The organism is Ideonella sp. FW305-24 (assembly GCF_058788035.1).
On the sequence record NZ_JBYTAI010000015.1, the window covers coordinates 163,313 to 182,934 of the forward strand.

8 protein-coding genes are annotated in these 19,622 nt (G+C 62.5%); 6 read left to right on the top strand and 2 right to left on the bottom strand.

Translation table 11 applies throughout. The features are described 5' to 3' along the window. Position 1: 1 nt before the first annotated feature. The 5 genes from AC3WR5_RS28720 to AC3WR5_RS28740 all read left to right on the top strand — a co-directional run bounded on the left by AC3WR5_RS28720 (position 2) and on the right by AC3WR5_RS28740 (position 4,646). Complete coding sequence (locus tag AC3WR5_RS28720; protein ID WP_492488932.1) at positions 2-1,267, top strand: FliM/FliN family flagellar motor switch protein; 1,266 nt, start codon at positions 2-4, stop codon at positions 1,265-1,267. Between the two features lie 18 nt (positions 1,268-1,285). Then, positions 1,286-1,711, top strand: a complete 426-nt coding sequence (locus AC3WR5_RS28725) for a hypothetical protein (protein WP_492488934.1) — start codon at positions 1,286-1,288, stop codon at positions 1,709-1,711. Further along, on the top strand, positions 1,711-2,640 hold the full coding sequence (gene fliP / locus AC3WR5_RS28730) for a flagellar type III secretion system pore protein FliP (protein ID WP_492488936.1): 930 nt from the start codon (positions 1,711-1,713) through the stop codon (positions 2,638-2,640). The genes AC3WR5_RS28725 and fliP overlap by 1 nt, the downstream gene beginning before the upstream one ends. Positions 2,641-2,725: 85 nt before the next feature. After that, positions 2,726-3,493: a sigma-70 family RNA polymerase sigma factor gene (locus tag AC3WR5_RS28735; protein WP_492488938.1), complete on the top strand. Its 768-nt coding sequence runs from the start codon at positions 2,726-2,728 to the stop codon at positions 3,491-3,493. Between the two features lie 43 nt (positions 3,494-3,536). Then, positions 3,537-4,646 (top strand): tetratricopeptide repeat protein, encoded by a 1,110-nt coding sequence (locus AC3WR5_RS28740; protein WP_492488940.1) that lies wholly within the window; start codon positions 3,537-3,539, stop codon positions 4,644-4,646. A gap of 10 nt (positions 4,647-4,656) precedes the next feature. Here AC3WR5_RS28740 and AC3WR5_RS28745 read toward each other — a convergent pair whose 3' ends face one another. Then, positions 4,657-5,067, bottom strand: a complete 411-nt coding sequence (locus AC3WR5_RS28745; RefSeq protein WP_492488941.1) for a hypothetical protein — start codon at positions 5,065-5,067, stop codon at positions 4,657-4,659. 36 nt (positions 5,068-5,103) lie between these two features. Then, positions 5,104-5,718, bottom strand: coding sequence for a hypothetical protein (locus AC3WR5_RS28750; RefSeq protein ID WP_492488943.1), 615 nt, complete (start codon positions 5,716-5,718; stop codon positions 5,104-5,106). 306 nt (positions 5,719-6,024) lie between these two features. Here AC3WR5_RS28750 and AC3WR5_RS28755 point away from each other — a divergent pair. Next, positions 6,025-19,622 (top strand): hypothetical protein (locus AC3WR5_RS28755; RefSeq protein ID WP_492488945.1); only part of this gene is annotated, 13,598 nt, incomplete at its 3' end.

The window sequence follows — 19,622 nt, forward strand, 5'->3', positions numbered from 1 at the left end:
CATGCTGCTTTCAGATGCGCAGGCATCGCAGCGGGTCAGCGCCTTGCGCTGGTCTGGCGCGATGCAGTTGCAGGCTCAACAGGCGCGCCTGCAAGCCGCTCTGGACGACTGGTGTCGTGCCTGGGCGGCACCTGCTGTTGAAGTGCAATGCGCCAATGCCTGGGACATGCAGGCAGCCGCCGATATGAACTGGCAGCACGTGCAAGTGGTCGGGTTCGGGCCGTTGGGCTGGCTCGGCAGCGTTGGCTCATCACACCGGCCGGCGGCTGCCATGGCCGCTCTGCTGTTCGGCGCATCGGCGGGCAGCGGCGCTTTGGATGCAGACTCGCCTACGCTGGCCCGGACCATTGGCGAAGAAGCTTGGCGGGCACTTGGCGAGGCATTGTCCGAGGCGGTGGGCGCTTCGAGCGACATGTCGGTTGGTGCCACCGCCGGTGGTCCACCGCCTGAGGATTTGCAGCCCTGGTCCGGCGCCATGCGTGCTCGCCTCGGTTTCGCGTCAAATGCTGCGTCGACTTGGCTGCTGCATTTCCGAGCCGGTTTGCCGCTGACCAGGACCACCGGCGCGCCGGGCAGGCCTGCACCTGCGGGGTTCGGCACCACCGAGAGTTTGCTGGCGGCACTTCAAGCCTGCCGCTTCCCGCTGCACGCACACTTGCGCGGCCTTACGGTTTCGCTCGCCGACCTCATGGCCTTGCAGCAGGGCGACGTGCTGCTGACCCACCATCCGCTCTCCGCGCCACTGGGCCTTGTCGCTGCCGACGGGTGCTCGTCTGTGTTCTCGGCCTACCTGGCGCAACGCCACGCACACATGGCGCTGGTGCTATGTGCCGATTCCCACCCGTCTCTCGCCTCCGTCTTCCCGCAGCCTTCGTTCGAACTTTCCGACTCGACTCCCATGCAACCTCATCAACCCGCTGGCGCGTCGCCGGCCGAAGCGCCTTCTGCCCAGTGGATCAGCCTGCCCGAAGTGGGCCAACTGTCTTCGAGCGCAGTTTCACTGCAGCCTCAATCCAATCCCTTGCTTGGCGTGAAGGCCGAACTGCAGGTGCGCGTGGGGTCGGCTGTCATGACGGTCGGCGAGCTGACCCAGGCGCAGGTCGGCCAGGTCGTGAAGCTTGACCGCGTGGTGGATGGCTTGGTCGATTTGCTGCTGGAAGGGCGCGTCGTCGCGCGCGGCCAACTGGTGGCCGTGGATGATTGTTTCGGTGTGCGGCTCATCGAACTGCCACAGCCGCTGGGGATGTCCTCCGCATCCAAGGCCTGACCTGACGCCGACCTCGCCATGACCGCGACAACCGTCCAAGCCGGCGCGCCTTTGCTGAATGCCACCGACAGCCCGGTAGCCCCAGCGGCCTCGACCGCTGCCGTCCCCTCGCAGCCGCTGGCCTTCCGGCCGGATGCTGAGTTCGGCTTTCCCTGGGCAGGTGCCGCGCTGCTGCTGGTGCTCATCCTGGTGGCGTTGGCTGCACGCTGGCCCGGCTTGCGTGCGAAGCTCCCACTGGCCCGTTGGCTGGGGCAAGCAGGAACCACCATGGCTCCCCAAGCAGCGAGCGCTGCGCTCTCCGTGCACTCCACGGTTCGCCTGAACGGGCAGACCCAGCTGCATGACGTGGCGTGGCATGGTCGGCGCTTGCTGATCGCCACCGGGCCGAATGCGCAAGTGGTGCTGCTGGATCGCGACGCCGCCGAACATGTGACGCCAACATGATGTTTTCTTTGCTTCTGGCAGCTTCTTCCGGCGTTGGCAACTGGGTTCGGCGCGTGGCCGTCGTGGCTGGCTTGCTCGCTGCAGTCGCCGGCGTGCCCGCTTTGGCTGCAACGGCGGCATCGGCGCCGTCCACTGGCACGGAAGCCGCTGTCAAAGTCGAAGCCGCTGCGGGCAAGTCCACCGCAGCGGCCAAGGAAGCCAGCTCATCGGCTGCCACACAAAAAGCAGGTGGTTTGCCTTCCGTAGGTGGATTGGTCGCCGACCTGAGCCTGGCCTTTCCGAAAGGCGAGCAAAAGCCTGGCGACACTTCGGCTCCCGTGCGCATCGTGCTGGCGCTCACGCTGCTGGCCGTGTTGCCGTCGCTGCTGGTCTGCGTCACGGCCTTCCTGCGCATCGTGGTCGTGTTGTCCATGCTGCGGCACGCCATTGGCATGCCGGAAACACCGCCCAACACCGTGCTCATCGGTTTGGCGCTGTTCCTCACGCTGTTCACCATGAATCCGGTGCTCCAGCAGGTCAACACCCAGGCGCTCCAGCCGTTCATGGCGGGCAAGCTCAGCACCCAGCAGAGCGTGGATGCCGGGGTCAAACCCTTGCGGGAGTTCATGGTCCGCCAGACACGAGAGCAAGACCTGGCGCTGATGGTGGAAATCTCCAAGAGCCCGCGCCCGAACAGCATCGACGACATCGGCAACCTGCAGCTCATCCCGGCCTTCATGCTCTCGGAGCTGCGCGCCGCGTTCCAGATCGGCTTCGTGATCTTCCTGCCCTTCCTGCTGATCGACCTGATCGTCTCCAGCATCCTGATGTCGCTGGGCATGATGATGATGCCGCCCATCACCATCGCGCTGCCGATCAAGATCCTGATGTTCGTGCTGATCGATGGCTGGGGGCTGATCGTGAAGTCGCTCGTCACCTCGTTCCGCTGACGCAGGGCCGGTACTGCTATTGAGCATGCGCCAGCACGGGCTTGAACCCATTCGGGATGGAGAGGAGCCATCTGCACCTGCCCAGATGGATGACCAGGAGTCCGAGCTGTGGCATCGCTGGCGGGCCCTCGGAGAAGATGCTGCGCGTGACGCGCTACTGCAACTGCATTTGCCATACGCCAAGGTCATTGCGGCCATGCTTTACGCGCGTCGTCCAAACAACACGATCGAATTCGACGACTACTTGCAACTGGCCCGCATGGGACTGCTGGAAGCCTTTGACCGCTACGATCCCGCTGGTGGCGCGCAGTTTCGTACTTTCGCCGCGCGCCGCATGCGCGGCGCAGTGCTGGATGGCTTGGCACGCTTCAGCGAGCAGTCCCAGCAGGTTGCCTATCGGCGGCGGGTCTTGGCGGAACGGTCTGCTTCGTTGACGGACCGGTCCGCGCCCGAAACTCGTGCTGGGAGCGCGGTTGAACGGCGGGGCGTGGTCGATTCACCTGCCGAGCTCTTTCGCTACCTTGCAGAAGTCGGTGTGGGCTTGGCCTTGGGTTTCATGCTTGAGAACACGGGCATGTTTGACGCCGGCAATGTCATTGCGGGCGGCCCGGACCCTCTCTACAGTGCCATCGAACTTAGGCATACAAGGCAACAGCTCCGGTTTTTGGTCGGGCAGTTGCCGCCGCAGGAGTGCCAAGTCGTCACACGCCACTATCTGCATGGTCATGGGTTTGACGAAATCGCGACTGAGCTTGGGCTCTCGAAGGGCAGGATCTCCCAGGTGCACAAAAAGGCATTGGGCTCGCTGAGATCATTGTTAGCCGACCGTCAATCTTGCGACCGCACAGGGTGACGCAACCTGCGCCGGTGTGTTTTTTCTTTACCGCTCTTTCAACATGTCCACTTCTCAGTCCTCAGACCCGCTGACCCAGCTCGAAGCCTTTCTTCAGCAGGACCCCACCAACAACGGGCTTCGAGCGGAAGCCTATGAGGTCGCTCTTCGCTCGGGACAGCACAGTCGGGCCTGGGCACACGTGCAGGCGGGAATGAGCTCGGGGGCGCAACGGCAGGATTGGCAATTGAAAGCTGCGCACCTGCACATTGCGGAGCATCAATGGCGTGAGTCGCATGAACTGCTTTCCTTGCTGCTCGCCGAAACGGCCACGCCGGCGTTGGTCGCCGCGATCCAGCACGATCTGGCATACGTGGCCTTGCGAACCGGCGAGCTGGAAAAGGGCGTGCAAGGCATCTTGCCTTTGCTGCGTGCCTCCCAGGTTGCATCAGAGACCCAGGCCCTGGGCTTGCGTCTCTTGCACCATACTGATCGCTTGGATGAAGCACTCGCGTTCGCCAGGCGCTGGGACCAGAGCCAGTCATTGAGTGCGGATGCCGCCGGCGTCGCCTCATTGGCCGCGCTCGATGCCGGCGCAACGACGGAAAGTCGGCTGTGGTCCGAGGCGGCGCTGCGGCAGATGCCACGGCATCTCGAGGCTCTGGTTTGCCGAGCGAGCCTGATGCTGCTGGATCGCGATGCTGAGCGGGCCATTGCATTGGCCACGTCCGCCCTGGAAGTCAGTCCTGAGGATGGGCGCGCATGGTCAGCAGTCGGATTTGCGCAGATGCTTGTCGGCGATTTGGGCACGGCCAGGGCGAGCCTGGAAAAGGCAACGCGGTTCATGCCTGCCCACATCGGCACTTGGCATGGCCTTGGCTGGGTCCTGTTGCTGTCTGGGGATCCGACGTCGGCACTCGCGGTCTTCCAGCATGCCCTGTCGCTTGATCGAAACTTTGCCGAAAGCCACGGGGGGCTGGCGGTGGTTCAGGCCCGCATGGGTGATCGGGCCAGTGCGGAAGAAAACGTGGCCATTGCACTTCGCCTGGACAGGCAATCCATGTCCGCGCAGTACGCCCGTGCCCTGCTTGACGGGCAGGGCAGCGACGCCGATCACATTCGGCGACTGGCGCAACGCTTGCTTGAGGCGCGGTTTCGGATGCAAAGCCAGTAGCGGGCTCGCCTCAGCGCCCGCCGCCTGGGGCTAGCAAATGATCCGCCGCTTGGTCCATGAGGCGGCGCAGTTCATCTCTTGCCTCCATTTGCGCGTGTACCGAATCGACCAGTTGATAGAAGCCTGGATCGTTGATCAGTTGCTCGCCCCATTCCTCGAGCAGCAGCGATTCGAGAAACATCCTGAACACCTTCCGGCGCCGGTCCGGATCCATCCTGTCCAGCGTCAGGACCCTTGCGGCCAACGTGGTGGCCATGTCTGAACAGTGGCCGCCGCTTTGCGCGCCGCCGGCCCCTGCGGAACGCGGCTGCGCAGGTCCCGCAGTTCCGTCGGCCGGGCGAGCAACGGTTGCCGTCCTGCGCAAAGCGCTCAGCTGTCCACGCAAATAGGCGGTCAGTTCCGCAGGACCAATGGTGCTCATGTCTACGGCAGGGGTCAGGCTGGCGGCGAGCTGTGCTCAGTGCAGCGGGCCCTGTTGCTGGTAGTTGGCCAGCAGCACATGCAGGGCGCCATCTTCGACCTGTTCTTTGAGCTGCTCTGGAGGCGTCGACTCGCCATTCGCCGCAGTGGGCCCGGGCGCAGGCGCGCCAAGGGCAGCGATTCGATGAAGCATCATCTGCATGTCCTTGGTCAGCGAATCGTTGTCGTGATTGAGCGCAATGGCTTGCTTGAACTGGGCCGAAGCTGCAGCGAAGTCGTCCTGGGCAAGGCTCGCGAAGCCCTTCACCACGCTGGGCAGCGGACTTTCCGCAGGCAGATGCAGCAAAGGCTCCCAGGTCAGCAGTGCAATCGCAGGACGGTTGCCCGTGAATTGCACCAGCCCCAGCTGGTAGCGAGCCATGTGCAGTTCTGGTGCCAACAGCACTGCGGTGGCGTAAGCAGCTTCTGCTTCATCCGTATGGCCTGATTGGGCCAGTTCTGCCGCAAGCAGAAAAGGCGGAATGCCCGACTGAGGTGCGGCCGCTGCTGCCTCTTTGAACAGTGAGATGGCCTGCTCGACGGAACCGGCGCGACTCGCAGTCAGTCCCTGTTCAATCAGATCTTCAGCGGTGCGTGGCGAGATTCGGGTCATGGTGTGGCGTGTCCGTTCACGCTTGAGTGAGCGTCGGTGACAGTATCTCCGCTGCGCGTCGCGAAAGTTTAATGCCGCAGCGAGGCCGCGTGGGCCTGGCCAGGCACATGACACCTGCTTATTAACCTAGTTAAACGCTTGGGATTGCTAAACGGCGGGCGCCAAGTGAAGAAGTACTGGCAACAAGTGGTGAACCACAGCCACCGTCGAGCGCGTGCAAACGAGGCAGGAACCTCAGCAGAAGCGTCCGGCGTGGCTGCGGACTCATGCCACTGCGCAGCAACTTCTTCATCAGGGACAGGTCACATGGTCGCGATCGTCAGTGGCAACAGCCTCGGCTTGCAACTCACTTCTTCTGGCGTGCTTGGCAGCCAGGGCCAATTTGGCTCGGCGACGCAAGGTGCCAACGGCGAACAGGTCTATGTCAATGTCGCCACGGGCAACTTGGTGGTGCAGCGACTCGACGACCATCTGGCTGCTTTGGGGCCTGACGAAGAAGCCCTTCGCACCTACAACAGCCAAGGCCAGTTCACCGATGACAACGGCGACAACTGGTCGCTCGGCGTCTATGCACAGCAGTTGCGACTGACTGGCGCGGTCAACGAGCCCGGAAGCGTCATTCTCTTGACTGGCCGCGACGGCGCGCAGGCGACCTATGAATGGAATCCTGAGCAAGCCTGCTACCTGTCGACTCAAGGCGACGGCGCGCATGACCGCATCGCATTCGGCGCCGGCACGAATCAATACGAGCGAACCGATGGTTCCAGCGGCGCGGTAGACAAGTACGACGCATCGACCGGAAGACTCGTGTCCTCGATGGACGCTGATGGCAACACCATCAGCTACGAATACGACCCTGCCAGCGGCTTGCTGACCAAGGTGCTCGACAGCGCAGGAGAGGCGCTGCTGTACGACTACGTCGGCAACAAACTGATGGCCATCCGAGCCCGGGTGCTGTCCGGTGGCGCCATGGTGGATCGTTCCACCGTCCGGTATGCCTACGATGCGAATGACCGACTGAGCACGGTGACGGTTGATCTTTCACCGGACGACAACAGCGTCGCCGATGGCAATGTCTATGTCACCGCCTACACCTATGAAGGCAACAGCACCCGCCTGCGCACGCTGACGCAGACAGATGGCACATCGCTGACCTTCACCTACGTGCAGGTAGACGGCGCCTATCGCGTGGCAAGCGTCACCGATGCCTTGGGCGTCGCCACCCGCTACGCCTATGACCCGGAAGGCCAGTGCACCACAGTGACCGACCCGCTGGGCAAGCTCTGGAACTACTACTACGACGAGAACGGTCAGCTGACCGACCTTGAAACGCCGGCGGGCGGTGGGCTGCCGCAGCATTTCGAATACGACGAGCAGGGCAACGTCACGTCGGTCACGAATGGCGCTGACGAAACCACCCGCATGACCTATGACGCCAATGGCAACCAGGTTTCGGTTGTTGACGCCATGGGGCAGGTGACCCGCCGGCTCTTTGACCCGGTGAGCAACAAGCTGCTGTCCGAGACGGTATCGCTCCTTACCACCCCCCACATCTTCCCCATGGGGGAGGCGGAGGTTGCTGGCAACACCTTCGTCAAGACGGATGATGATGACTGGGAGGCTGGTTTCCAGAGCAGCCGTGGTTTGTCAGGCGGCGCGGCTCTCAGCTTCAAGGCCAGCGGTGAAGGCGCGCGGGTGGGCCTGAGCGTCACGCCCCGCGGGCAAGATCGCGAGGGCGTGGAGTATGGGTTCGAGGTCAGCTACGACCCTTGGGCCGAAGTTCTTTATGTCAACTTCATCGTGGCCGGTCAGACAGTCTGGGGTGGCGTGGAGGGCGCAGCGAGCGACCTGCTGACTGTCAGCTATAGCGATGGCGTGGTCAGCTACCTCGTGAACGGCACTGTCGTCCACAGCGAGGCGGTTCAGATCGACGAGCCCCTGTATGCCGATGCGCGGCTGCAATACAAGGGCTCGACGATTTCCGATGTCAGCTTCGGTGCGCCTGGTGCCGGCGAGGCGGTGCCGTTGATCGTGGAGAACCAGGTCAGCACCACGCCAGAAGGTTCCATCCGCAAGACCAGTGGCGCCAATGACGTCTGGACAGCGTCGGCGCACAGCCTGACGGGATACACAAGTGGCGCCCAGGTCAGCTTCAAGCCTGCCCAGGATGACAAGGCCTTTGCGCTGGGCCTGAACGCGGACCCCCAGGCCACAGGTTCCCTTGCCAACCTTGATTACGCGTTCTATTGCGAAGCAGATGGCACGCTGTACGCGTACGAGAGCGGAAAGCTCATCAACTTCCTGCCGTCCGGCGCGCCCACCGCCTATTCGGCAGGCGACCTGCTGCAAGTCATCTACGACGGCACGAACATTCAGTACGTTCAGAACGGCCATGTTCTGCTTCAGAAGCAAGTGACCGTATCGGGAGCCTTGTACCTGGACTCTGCGTTTGGATACCTTGGCGCGCAAGCCGACCAAGTGCAATTCGGGCACGCAGCGCTCACCACGGTCGCTGCGGCTGTTCTGCAGAGCAAGCCTCCCATCGTCGGCGGCGCCGTCCACAAGACCGAAGGCACGGACGGTGAATGGGACACGGAAGTCCGGGGTCAGCAAGGCTATGAAGGCGATTTCACGCTGGCTTTCACCGTGGACGCGAGCAACAAGGCCTGCACGATCGGAATGGTCTCCGCCCGGAATCTGGGTGACACCGGCTACGCATACTATCCGGCAGGTGTTCTTCTTGAGTTTGGTGAAGATGGCTTTGTGAAGGTCAAGGCGAATGACCAGTACATCGAGCTCGATGCCCCCATCTCATATCAAGCAGGTGACAAGTTTGAGTTGGTTGGGAGTTATAGCGACGGCACGTTTGTTTCCATCTCCAAAAATGGGGACTGGGTGGCGGGTGCTTCCCTTTCGAATCAAGCGCTCTATCTCGATGCAGGATTCCGTGATGTAGGCGCCGGTTTCTCCGAGATCCAGATGGCGGCTACTCGCTCGCCAGAGCTGACAACCCACTACATATATTCCGACACCCATTCCAGTCAGCTGCGGTTCATCGTCACCCCCGAAGGGCGGGTGACTGAATACTTGTACGACGCACATGGGCAGCGGACCTCCGAAATCCTCTACCCCAAGCATTCCTTCTGGTACGGGCTTTCGGATGCGCCCACCGAGGCGGATGTGCTGGACCTGGTCAAGGACTGGAGCAACGAGCCCGGCACTTCGCGCACTGATTATTCGTATGACGCCCGCGGCCTGCTGAGGTCCAAGACACAATACACCAGCACGGTTTCCGTGCTGGTTCCGGAGCCCGATCCCGAGAGCGGAGATGACACTGACGCGCAGGACGCGCTGGAGCTCAACAGCATCGGCCAGGGCGCCATCGAGACCCGCTATGTCTACGATCCCCATGGCCGCCTGATCCAGACCATCCAGGCCGAAGGCGGGGCTGGCGATCAGTCGGGCCTGGCGTCCACCACCTATGCCTACGACGGGCTAGGCCGCTTGTTGTCCGTCATGGATCCGGTGGGGGTGGTCACGACCACCGTTTACAGCGACAGCGTGCAAAAAGTGGTCACCAGCTACCAGGGCGGCGCCTATGCGACCTCGCTGTACGACAAGGCAGGCCGGCTCGTAAGCCATGCGCGCAGCGGCGCCGGTGCCACGACCTATGCCTACGATGCGGCCGGCCACCAGATCATGCGCACCGATCCCACAGGCGTGCGGGCCTTCTGGGTTTACGACGACCTGGGTCGGCAGGTGGCCACCGTGGATGGCAACGGCACTTTGGTCGAGACAATCTACGACCGGGCGGGCCGGGTGGCCAAGACCGCCACGTATGCCACTGCCGTCAATCTATCGCTGCTGGTCAACGGCAGTGGGGCAGCGCTGAATCCGAAGCTCAGCGCCTTGCGACCGGCTGGAAATCAGGCTGATTTGCTGCACTGGAACTACTACGACGATGCCGGCCGGCTGGCCTATGAGGTGGCTGACAACGGGGCGCTGACCCAATATAACTACGACGGCGCAGGGCGTTTGGTCGAAAAGGTTCAGTATGGCACCCCAATTGCCACTTCCAAGCTGAATATTTTTGAGCTTTCATACGAGAGCATTACCGAAGCTTGGAGCGAGCCTGAAGCGGTTGTACCGGTGTTTTCGGTAAATTTGGGAGCGCCACCTGATCGTTTTGAGCGCTACTTCTATGACGAAGACGGTCTTTTGATCGGGCAAATTGGGGCGGATGGCGCTGTGACGCAATACGACCACGATGCCGCAGGGCGGCTGGTCAAGCAGACGCAGTACTACTATCCGGCTAGCACTTGGTATAATCACGCCGAGAATGTCTCTTGGGATGTTTTAGTGGGGTGGGAGGTGTGGCCTTCTTCCCTGGACCAGGTGATCTCGTATTTCTATGATGGCAGCGGCGCGCGCACGGGTGAACTGGATGGCGAAGGCTACCTGACCCGAAATGAATACAACGGGCGTGGGCAGCTGAGGGCGCAAACTCGGTACAGCACCCCATTGGACAGATTTACCTCGAGTTGGAGCTCCAATCTCGATGACCTCATCCTGAGCATTCGGCCAGATGGTGTGGACACCCTGGCAGCCGATGATCGCCGCACGGCCTACTACTACAACCTCGACGGCACGCTGAGCCAGACCGTGAACTTCGAGGGCACAGTCACGGCCTACCAATATGACCAGGCCAAGCGCGTCACCAGCACCACCGAAGGCCTGGGCCTGGCCGAGAGCCTGACGTCGAACACGGAATACGACGCCTGGGGCAACAAGCTGGTGGAATACACCAGCAGAGGGGCAGAAATCGATGGCCGCACGACCTATGCATACGATGCGGCCGGGCGCCAGATCCGGGCCACCGATGCTGCCGGCCGCGCGACTCTTTATTTCTACGATGTCGATGGCCATCTCAGCTACACCGTCAACCCGCTGGGCGAGGTGCAGGGGAACCAGTACAACCATCTCGGCCAGCTGACGGCCTCGACTCAATACGGCACGACCATCCCGCTTGCCGGCCTGTCCGGCGGTCTGGTGAACACCACGCTGACCAACGCCATCGCGGCCCGATCCGACAAGACCAAGGACAGTACCACCACCTTCGCTTACGATGGCAGTGGCCAGCTGTCCAAGATCACCACGGCCGACAAGGCCGTCACCGAGAATTTCTACAACACGTACGGCGAGTTGGCGAAGCAGCTCGTGCCTTGGCAAAGCGCCGGTGCCATCAACACCAACAAGCGCGAGGAAGACTTTGAATACGATCTTCGCGGAAATCTGACGTCGCACTCGGAGCAGGGGCCAGTCTCCGGAGAAAGTCTCTTCGAGAGTTTCGACTATGACCCATTTGGACAGCTGGTTGATCATCAGGGTTTTGCGGGCAATGACTGGCAGTCCCTTTCGCGTGACAGAGCCGGTCGCGTGATCTCGACATCGTCGGGCAATGGCAATTCATATGTGAGCTATGACATCTTCGGTCAGGTCTTGACGCAGGTGGACGCGAAGGGGCTGGTTACCGAATACAGCTACGACGCTGCCACCCGAACCGTTTCGATGGACTCTCCCGAAGGTGTGGTTGTCAAGAGCACCCATGACGCTCACGGCTGGATCACCAGCGTTGTCGATGGCAATGGCGTTCAGACGGACCATCAATATGATCTCGCCGGGCGCTTGGTCGGTTCCTCGGTTGCGGGAGTAGCGCAAGAGGCGCGCCAATACGATGCCGTGGGCAACCTACTCAGCATCACGGATGCGGCTGGCATAAGCACCACATACACCTACGATGCGGTGAGCCGCTTGCTCACGCGCACCGTTGAACCAACGGATGCGACGGACAACGACACGGAACTCAATCTCACGACCCGTTGGGAATACGACGGGAAGGGGCAGGCCTGGAGGGTGACAGATGCGCGCGGCGTGGTCACCCAATATGCTTTTGACCTGATGGGCAACACCACCAGCCAGACCGTGGACGTGGGTGGCCTGGCCCTGAAGACAGACTGGGCCTACGACGCCGGCGGGCGAGTGCTGCAGGTCACCGATCCGCGCCGCATCGTTACCAAGTACGCCTATGACGAACTGGGCCGCCGCATCTCCGAAAGCGTGGACCCGGCCGGGCTGAACCTCACCCGCACCTATGCCTATGATGGCGATGTCAAGCCCAGAGTTGCCATCGATCCCAACGGCAATGCGGTCCAGTATGAATATGACCAGTTTGGCAACGTCGCCGCGATCACCAACCTCGCCGATGGAGAGGTCACGGAACTGACCTACGACGAAGACGGGCGCCTTGTTGAGAAGCGCGTGTATCTTGAGCCCCGCGAGGTACTTGGTCTCACCTTTACTGGGGAAGCAGGGGGCGCCGGTTCCCTGCCCTACGCTGCAACCCGTTATCAGTACAACGCCGACGGCCGCCTGGCGTATGTGATCGACCCGTCCGGTGCCGTCACGCACAACGAATACGACGGCAATGGCAACGTTGTACGCATCACCCAGTTCGCCAACCGGATTGGCAGTGCGGACGCGCCGGAGAACGTTCAGGCCGATCCAGCGCTAGATCGGGTCACGCGCATCGAATACGACATCTTCAATCGGGAAACCTACCGAGCGGACGGCGCTGGTGTGGTGACGCACAGCGAATACGACGCGAACGGCAATGTGGTCAAACGTACGCGGTACGTGAACACCGTGGCGGCAAACCAGGCCCCAGACACAGTGCTGGCGTCCTCTGGTGACCGGGTGGAGCGATTCGAATACGACGCGGCCAACCGCCTGACGTGGTCCTCAGATGCGGCCGATCTGGTGACGCACACCGCGTACGACGCTGGCGGCAATGTGCTGAGCGTCACGCGCTACGGCACGCCAGCGACGGCCCTGCTGGCGCAGGGCAGGCGCATCAGCGAGGTGGCGGGTGATCCGGCCACGGATCTCGTGCAGACCTACACCTACGACAAGGCCGGCCGCCAGGTTTATGCGGTGGACCCGCAAGGCATCGTCACCAAGAACGAGTACGACGCCGACGGCAACCTCACCGCGGTGCGCTGGTACGCCACGCCCATCACCGACCGCGCCAATCCGCAGAACGTTGCGCTCGACAGCGTCAATGATCGCGCCGATCTGTATGTCTACGACAAAGCCAACCGTGTAACCAAGCACACTGACGCGCTGAGCCAGGTCGAGACCTACACCTACGACGCGGCGGGCAACAAGACCGGCTTCGTCGACAAGACCGGCAAGGCCTGGGGCTACACCTACGACCCGCTGGGCCGGCAGTTGTCCGAGACCTCACCTGCCTTCAGGCCGGATGGTGCGGCCAGCGCCGTCACCGTCACGCACTCGGTGAGCTACAACGGCCTGGGTCAGGTCCTGACCAGCACCGACGAACTGGGCAAGGTCACCTCCTACAGCTACAACCTGGTGGACGACAGCGTCACGGTGACCTCGCCGGAAGGCGTGACGGTCACCACCACGCACAACGCGTTCGGTCAGGTGAGTTCGATCAAGGATGGCAATGGCGCCATCACCGCCTACACCTATGACCTGGACGGCCGGCTGGTCGAAACGCGGGTCAACGGCACCCTGGTGGAACACCGCGACTATGACGCGGTGGGCAACCTGCTGGACACGGTTGATGGTCGCGGCGTGCGCACGGTCTACACCTATGACGCGGCCAACCATGTGCTCACTCGCACAGTCGACCCCACGGACGCTGACGCGGGTGTGGAACTGAACCAGGTCACGCGCTGGGAGTACAACGCCCAAGGGCGCGCGTGGCGGGTGACGGACCCGCGCGGGATCATCACCGTCTACGAATTCGATCTGGTGGGCCACCAGATGAAGCAGACCGTGGACCCGCAGGGCCTGGCGCAGGTCACCGATTGGACCTACGACAAGGAAGGCCGCGTCCTCACCGTCACCGACCCGAACCGGGTGGTGACGACCTACACCTACGACAAGCTGGGCCGGCGCACTGCGGAGGCGCGTGACCCAGGTGGGTTGAACATCACCCACAGCTACGCCTACGACAAGCTTGATCGCCTCACGTCGGAAACTGATCCGCGCGGAAAGGTCACCCAATACCGATATGACGCTGCCGGCCATCTGGCCTACACCATTGCGCCCGGTGGCGCGGTGACTGGCCTGGTGTACGACAAGGCCGGCCGTGTCGTGCAGCAGCGTCGATATGCGAGCAAGTGGGCAGGCGGTGGCGCGCCGGACGCCGCCACCCTGGATGCCAGCTTCCGCGACTCGCCGCTGCAGGCGCAAGACGAAGTCACCCGCTACGAATACGACGAGGATGGGCGCTTGGCCTACACCGCGGACGCATTCGGTGCGGTGACCTACAACGAGTACGACGGCAACGGCAATGTGGTGCGCATCACGCGCTACGCGAAGACCATCGGCCCGCAGGCCAAGCCCCACGAGCGCACGGCCAGCAGCGAGGACCTGGTCACCCGCATTGCGTATGACGCCTTCAATCGCGAGACCTACCGTGCCGACCCCTCGGGTGCGGTGACGGGCACCGAATACGACGTCAACGGCAACGTCGCCAAGCGCACCCACTACACCAAGACCATCACGGCCAGCCAAAAGCCCAGCGACGCGTCGGCCTCTGCGACGGATCGGGTCGAGCGCTTTGAGTACGACGCGGCCAATCGCCTGACCTGGTCTTCAGACGGTGCCGACGCCGTCACCCACACCGAATACGATGCCGACGGCAACGTGGTCCAGGTGACCCGCTACGCCACCGTGGCCACCGCCGTGCTGGCAGCCGGCAAGAAGATCAGCGACGTGGCCGCGGACCCGGCGCATGACCGGGTCCAGACCTACACCTACGACAAGGCCAATCGCCAGGAATATGCGATCGATCCACTGGGCGCGCTGAGCTACACCCAGTACGACGCCAACGGCAACGTCAAGTCCGTCCGTCAATACCTCCAGGCCTGCGCCGATCGCAGCCAGCCCTGGCTGACCGCCCGGAACGACGCCAGCGATCGCATCGAATCCTTCGACTACGACAACGCGAACCGCCTCAAGGTCCACACGGACGCGCTGGGATCCACCGAAAAATACGATTACGACGCGGCTGGCAACAAGCTTCACTTCACCAACAAGAAGGGCGACGTCTGGACTTACACCTATGACGCCATGGGGCGGGTGCTGACCGAGCTGGCGCCCGTGGTGAACCTGGCAACCGTGACGGCCACCTCTGGCAGCATCACGATCAAGTCCCAAGGTGACGCAGCGCTGAAGACCACTTACACCTACGACGTCTTCGGCAATCTCGCCACCCGCACCGAAGCCGCCGGCCGCGCCGAACAGCGGGTCACCAGCTACCAGTACGACACGCTGAACCGGCAGGTCAAGGTCATCTTCCCGCCGGTGTCCGTGTACTCGGAAACCTCGGCGGCCCTGGCCGCCAACCAAGGTGGTACGGCCCGCGCCGAACAGTCGGGTGTCAGCCCGTACACCCAGACCTGGTACGACGCCTTTGGCAATGCCGTGGCCTCGCGGGACCGGAGTGGCGGCTACAGCTTCAAGGTCTACGACGGCGCGGGCCGGCTGCATGCCGATGTTGATGCGCTGGGCTACATCACCGAATACGTTCGGGATGCGCTCGGCAACATCACGATGCAGCACCAGTACTACTTTGCATCGGACACGCTGGCGGCCTTCGTGCCCACGGACGCGCACCCCGCGCCCACGCCGACCGAGCTGAGCAACATCGTGCACACGGCGGATTTCCCGACCTCGTCGGACCGCCTGCTGCAGATGCACTACGACGAAGCGGGTCGGGTGATCAACGTGATCACGCCTTCGATCTTCTACTACAACAGCATCAGCGGCAGCAGCTACACCACCAATGGCCAGACCAACACCATCTACAACGCCTTTGGCGAAGTGGTGGAGGTGGACCGCCTGGCCGACGTGCAGCAGTCCGCCGATGGCGCGCACAACGTCTACCAGAGCAGCTACACCTACTACGACCAGACCGGCCGCAAGACGGCCACAGTGGACGAGGGCGGATTCCTCACGACCTTTGATCACGACCCCTTCGGCCATCTGACCGGGCAACACGAGTACAAGAATCCTGTTGTGGCCGATGTCTCCGGCCATGCCGCAGCCGTGGCCGACCCCATTCAGGACCGATACACCGGCTGGTCCTGGGACAAGCTGGACCGCAAGACCTCCGAGACCCTCTATGGCGTGGCGGTGTATGGCAAGGAGAATCCGCAGGCCTTGGTCACGCGCTATGAGTACGACGTCCTTGGCAACCTGACCTTCACGACGGATGCCGCCGGAGGCGTCACCCGCAGTTTCTACGACGCGCTGGGCCGTGTCACCGGTATTCTGCAGCCCGCCAGAAGCAGCACGCCGAATGGTGCGACGATCACGCCCTACATTGCCTTTGTGCGCGACGCCTACGGCAACGTGGTGAAGCAGACGACGTTTGCCGGCAATCCTGTGAGCGTGACGGGCACCAGCGTGGTGACCGCTTCCAGCGCCGACGACCGTGTCGAATACATGTGGTACGACACCTCCGGCAACCTGCTGCAGAAGCAGGATGCGCTGGGTTATCAGCACTATTCGAGCTACACCATCGACGGCAAGGTGGCCAAGACCTGGCAGATGGTCACGGACTACAACCCGCTGGATGGCACCGGCACCACCAGCCAGAGCGCGGTGTACACGGCCTATGTCTATGACAAGCTGGGCCGCCTGGTCCAGACCATCATGCCCAGCGCCCTCTCGGGCCAGTCGATGGTGTCCGACCTCTACTACAACGCATTCGGAGAGGTGGGTGCGCGGGGGCAGAACGGCGTCAAGTTCGAATACTTCGCCTACGACAACGCCGGCCGGCTGGTGAAGTCCAACACCGGAGATGGCTATCCCCATTTCTACCTCTACGACATGCTCGGCCGGCAGACCTCGGAGATCTCCAACAACGGGCTGGCCAGCGGCAGCAACGTGGACATTCCGCAGACTGCCCAGGACGCCGCCAGCCTCACCAACACCCGGCGCATCAACATCAAGTACGACGCGCTGGGTTTTGTCGTCGAACGCCAAGAAGCGGTCAGGCAGACCGATGTTGTCGCTGCGGCCCTGAGTGTTTCCGCCCCTGCTGTAAGTATCGCGTCACAAATCGGTGCCACAGGCACCGAGTGGCACGGCGACGGCGAAAACGCAGATACATTCATGGGCTATGGGTGGGTCGGGGATAATCAGGTTTCGCTTTCCTGGCCCAGCACACTTGGTCTGGGGGCCGGAGATGTCAAAGTTGATTTGCAATACTCCACGCAGGCAGTAGAACTCATCGCCCCAGGTACCCCTGACAGCGATGGCCCGGGATCGCCCCCTTATGTTTGGTATTCATTGCCTTCAGTGATACGAGGGCAAAGCCAAATTTTCTCTGCAGCAACCGCAGCTGCCGGGGCCGTTTTTTCATGGTCTGACAACTCGGACGGCGACCATCTGAACAACCCTGGGGGAATCGGGACTGTGTTGCGTGTTGTTGTCTCCAAAAAAGACAACAACGGCAATTGGGTGCAGCTCTTTGACTATGGTCCTAATGGGAGCATGGCGTTTGGCTCTCCGGGCACGCAAATTAGCATTGGCGTGCCTGTCGATTCGGCCGCAAGCACCACCTTCGAATACAAGCCAGTTGGGACTGAGAACTGGGTTTCGATTGCCCAATCAGCCTTTTACCAAATGGGTTCCAATCTGTGGGTGGACCTCAGTGCGCTGTCTGGCACCTTCGACTATCGTGTGTCGCTGACAGAGGATGGCGTTACCCAGTTGGCCAGTTCCGGGCAGTTCACGGCGAAGGTGAGTGGCAGCACGGGCGGATCGACCGCGGGTTCCAGCAATGCGCCGCGCCCCGTCATCCACTACCAATACGACCGTTGGGGCAATCTGCTCTCGCAGAGCGATGCGCGCAACGAAAACTGGATCACGACCTACAGCTACAACCAGCGCAACCAGATCGTTGCGCAGACCAAGCCGGACCCTGAATTCGGCACGCTGAACGGCGCGGGCGCGGCCACCAGCACCATCTACTACGACGAACTGGGCCGGCAGCGTGCCGTGCGAGATGCGCGGGGCTTCCTCAACGAGCAGCAATGGGACGCCAACGGCGACTTGGTCAAGGAGATCCACGCAGACGGTGGCATCGTCACCCACTTCTACGACGTGTTCGGACAGAAGGTGGACAGCGTGGACGCCGTGGGCAACCTGGCCGGCGTGGGTAGCCTGGGCTATGCGCAGCACACCACCGTCTACGCCTACGACAAGCTCGGCCGGCAGACATCCACCACCTTCGGCAACTCGGTGAATGGCGCGGTCACGGTCTGGCGTTTCGACGAGACCCAGGACATCGCCCTTCAGATTACGGCGCTGAGGCAGGCCAACCTGACGGACACGGTGGACTACGACGAACTTGGCCGCAAGCGCCGGACCACCAACGGCAATGGCGAGAGCATCAGCTATCGCTATGACGCTGCCGGCAACGTCTACCAGACCATCAAGCCGCTGGACGTGGGCCGGCGTGTGGCCAGCAGCACCATCACCTACGTGACCGATGCCCTCACGGGCCGCACCACGAAGTCGGAAAAGGACGCCAACCAGAACACCGCCACGTGGACGACCGACTACTTCGGCAAGCTGGTTGGCCACAAGGACATTGCGGGTGCGGACTACACCTACCAGTACGACAGCGCGGGCCAGCTGGCACACCAGACCAGCACCGCTGGTATTCACGACTTTGGCCGGGACCTCACCTACACCTATGACGCCGCGGGCCAGCTGCTCAAGATCGCCGACAACAGCTTTGTTTCTGACGGTGTGAAGCTCGGCGAGTCCACGACCTATGCGTACGACCTGGCAGGTAACCGCGTGCGTGAGACCGTGGTGCGCAACGGGCAGACGTTCCAGGACAACCACCTGAGCTACGACACGCTGGGCCGGCTGGTGGACTCGGCGGACAACCGGGCACACCTGACGTACCAGTACGATGCGGTGGGCAACCGCACGCGGGTGACGACCCACGTGCTGGTGGCCGAGGTGAACGACGCGACCACCGAGACGGCCAAGGACCAGACGCGGTACTTCACCTATGACGCGATGAATCGCCAGCTCTCGGTGGACGCCGTGGACGCGGCGGGCAACATCGGCCAGTCCCAAGGCCACAGGCTGACGTACGACCTCAACGGCAACCGTGCCAGCGACACCTACTGGGGCACCAAGGTCATCGAGCACGTGTCCACCTACGACATCTACGACCCGGAGACCGGTGCGGTGGTGGGGCAGGACACCATCTACAGCTACAGCGGCCAGGAGGGCATGGTCTACGAGACCTATGCCTACGACAGCATGGGCCGGCTGCAGGAGGTCAAGCGAGACGACGTGCAGGTGGACCAGCGCCTGTACGACGGGGCGGGCCGTGTGGTGCAGTCAGGCCCGGTGGGCCTGAGGGACGGCTACTCGGACGTGCTCAACAAGAACCTCGCGCCTGACGACCAGACCGGCTTCGAGATCCGTCGCCAGCGTTACGACGCCAACGGCCAACTGCTGTTCCAGTACGCGCTCAAGACCAACGGCACCTCGCACAAGTACGACATCGTCTACACCGGCTACGGCCGAGATGGCACCTTGCTCGGCTACGACGCGATGGGCAACGTCAAGGCGTACGAATACCGAAACCTGGTGGGCGACGACTACACCAACACGACCCACGTCACCCTGGGCCGCTACGAAGGCTATGTCGAACTCAGCACCACGACCAGCAGCAGCAAGTTCGACACCGGCACGTCCAGGAACCAGTACGACGCCAACGGCAACCTGATCGGCGTGGACGACACCACCGAAGACACGCTGGACAAGAACGTCGTCAC

Excerpts from the sequence above, each read along its gene's own strand:
- fliP (WP_492488936.1), top strand. The coding sequence starts at position 1,711 with ATGTTTTCTTTGCTTCTGGCAGCTTCTTCCGGCGTTGGCAACTGGGTT.
- AC3WR5_RS28725 (WP_492488934.1), top strand. The coding sequence starts at position 1,286 with ATGACCGCGACAACCGTCCAAGCCGGCGCGCCTTTGCTGAATGCCACC.
- AC3WR5_RS28720 (WP_492488932.1), top strand. The coding sequence starts at position 2 with ATGCTGCTTTCAGATGCGCAGGCATCGCAGCGGGTCAGCGCCTTGCGC.
- AC3WR5_RS28750 (WP_492488943.1), bottom strand. The coding sequence starts at position 5,718 with ATGACCCGAATCTCGCCACGCACCGCTGAAGATCTGATTGAACAGGGA.
- AC3WR5_RS28745 (WP_492488941.1), bottom strand. The coding sequence starts at position 5,067 with ATGAGCACCATTGGTCCTGCGGAACTGACCGCCTATTTGCGTGGACAG.
- AC3WR5_RS28740 (WP_492488940.1), top strand. The coding sequence starts at position 3,537 with ATGTCCACTTCTCAGTCCTCAGACCCGCTGACCCAGCTCGAAGCCTTT.
- AC3WR5_RS28735 (WP_492488938.1), top strand. The coding sequence starts at position 2,726 with ATGGATGACCAGGAGTCCGAGCTGTGGCATCGCTGGCGGGCCCTCGGA.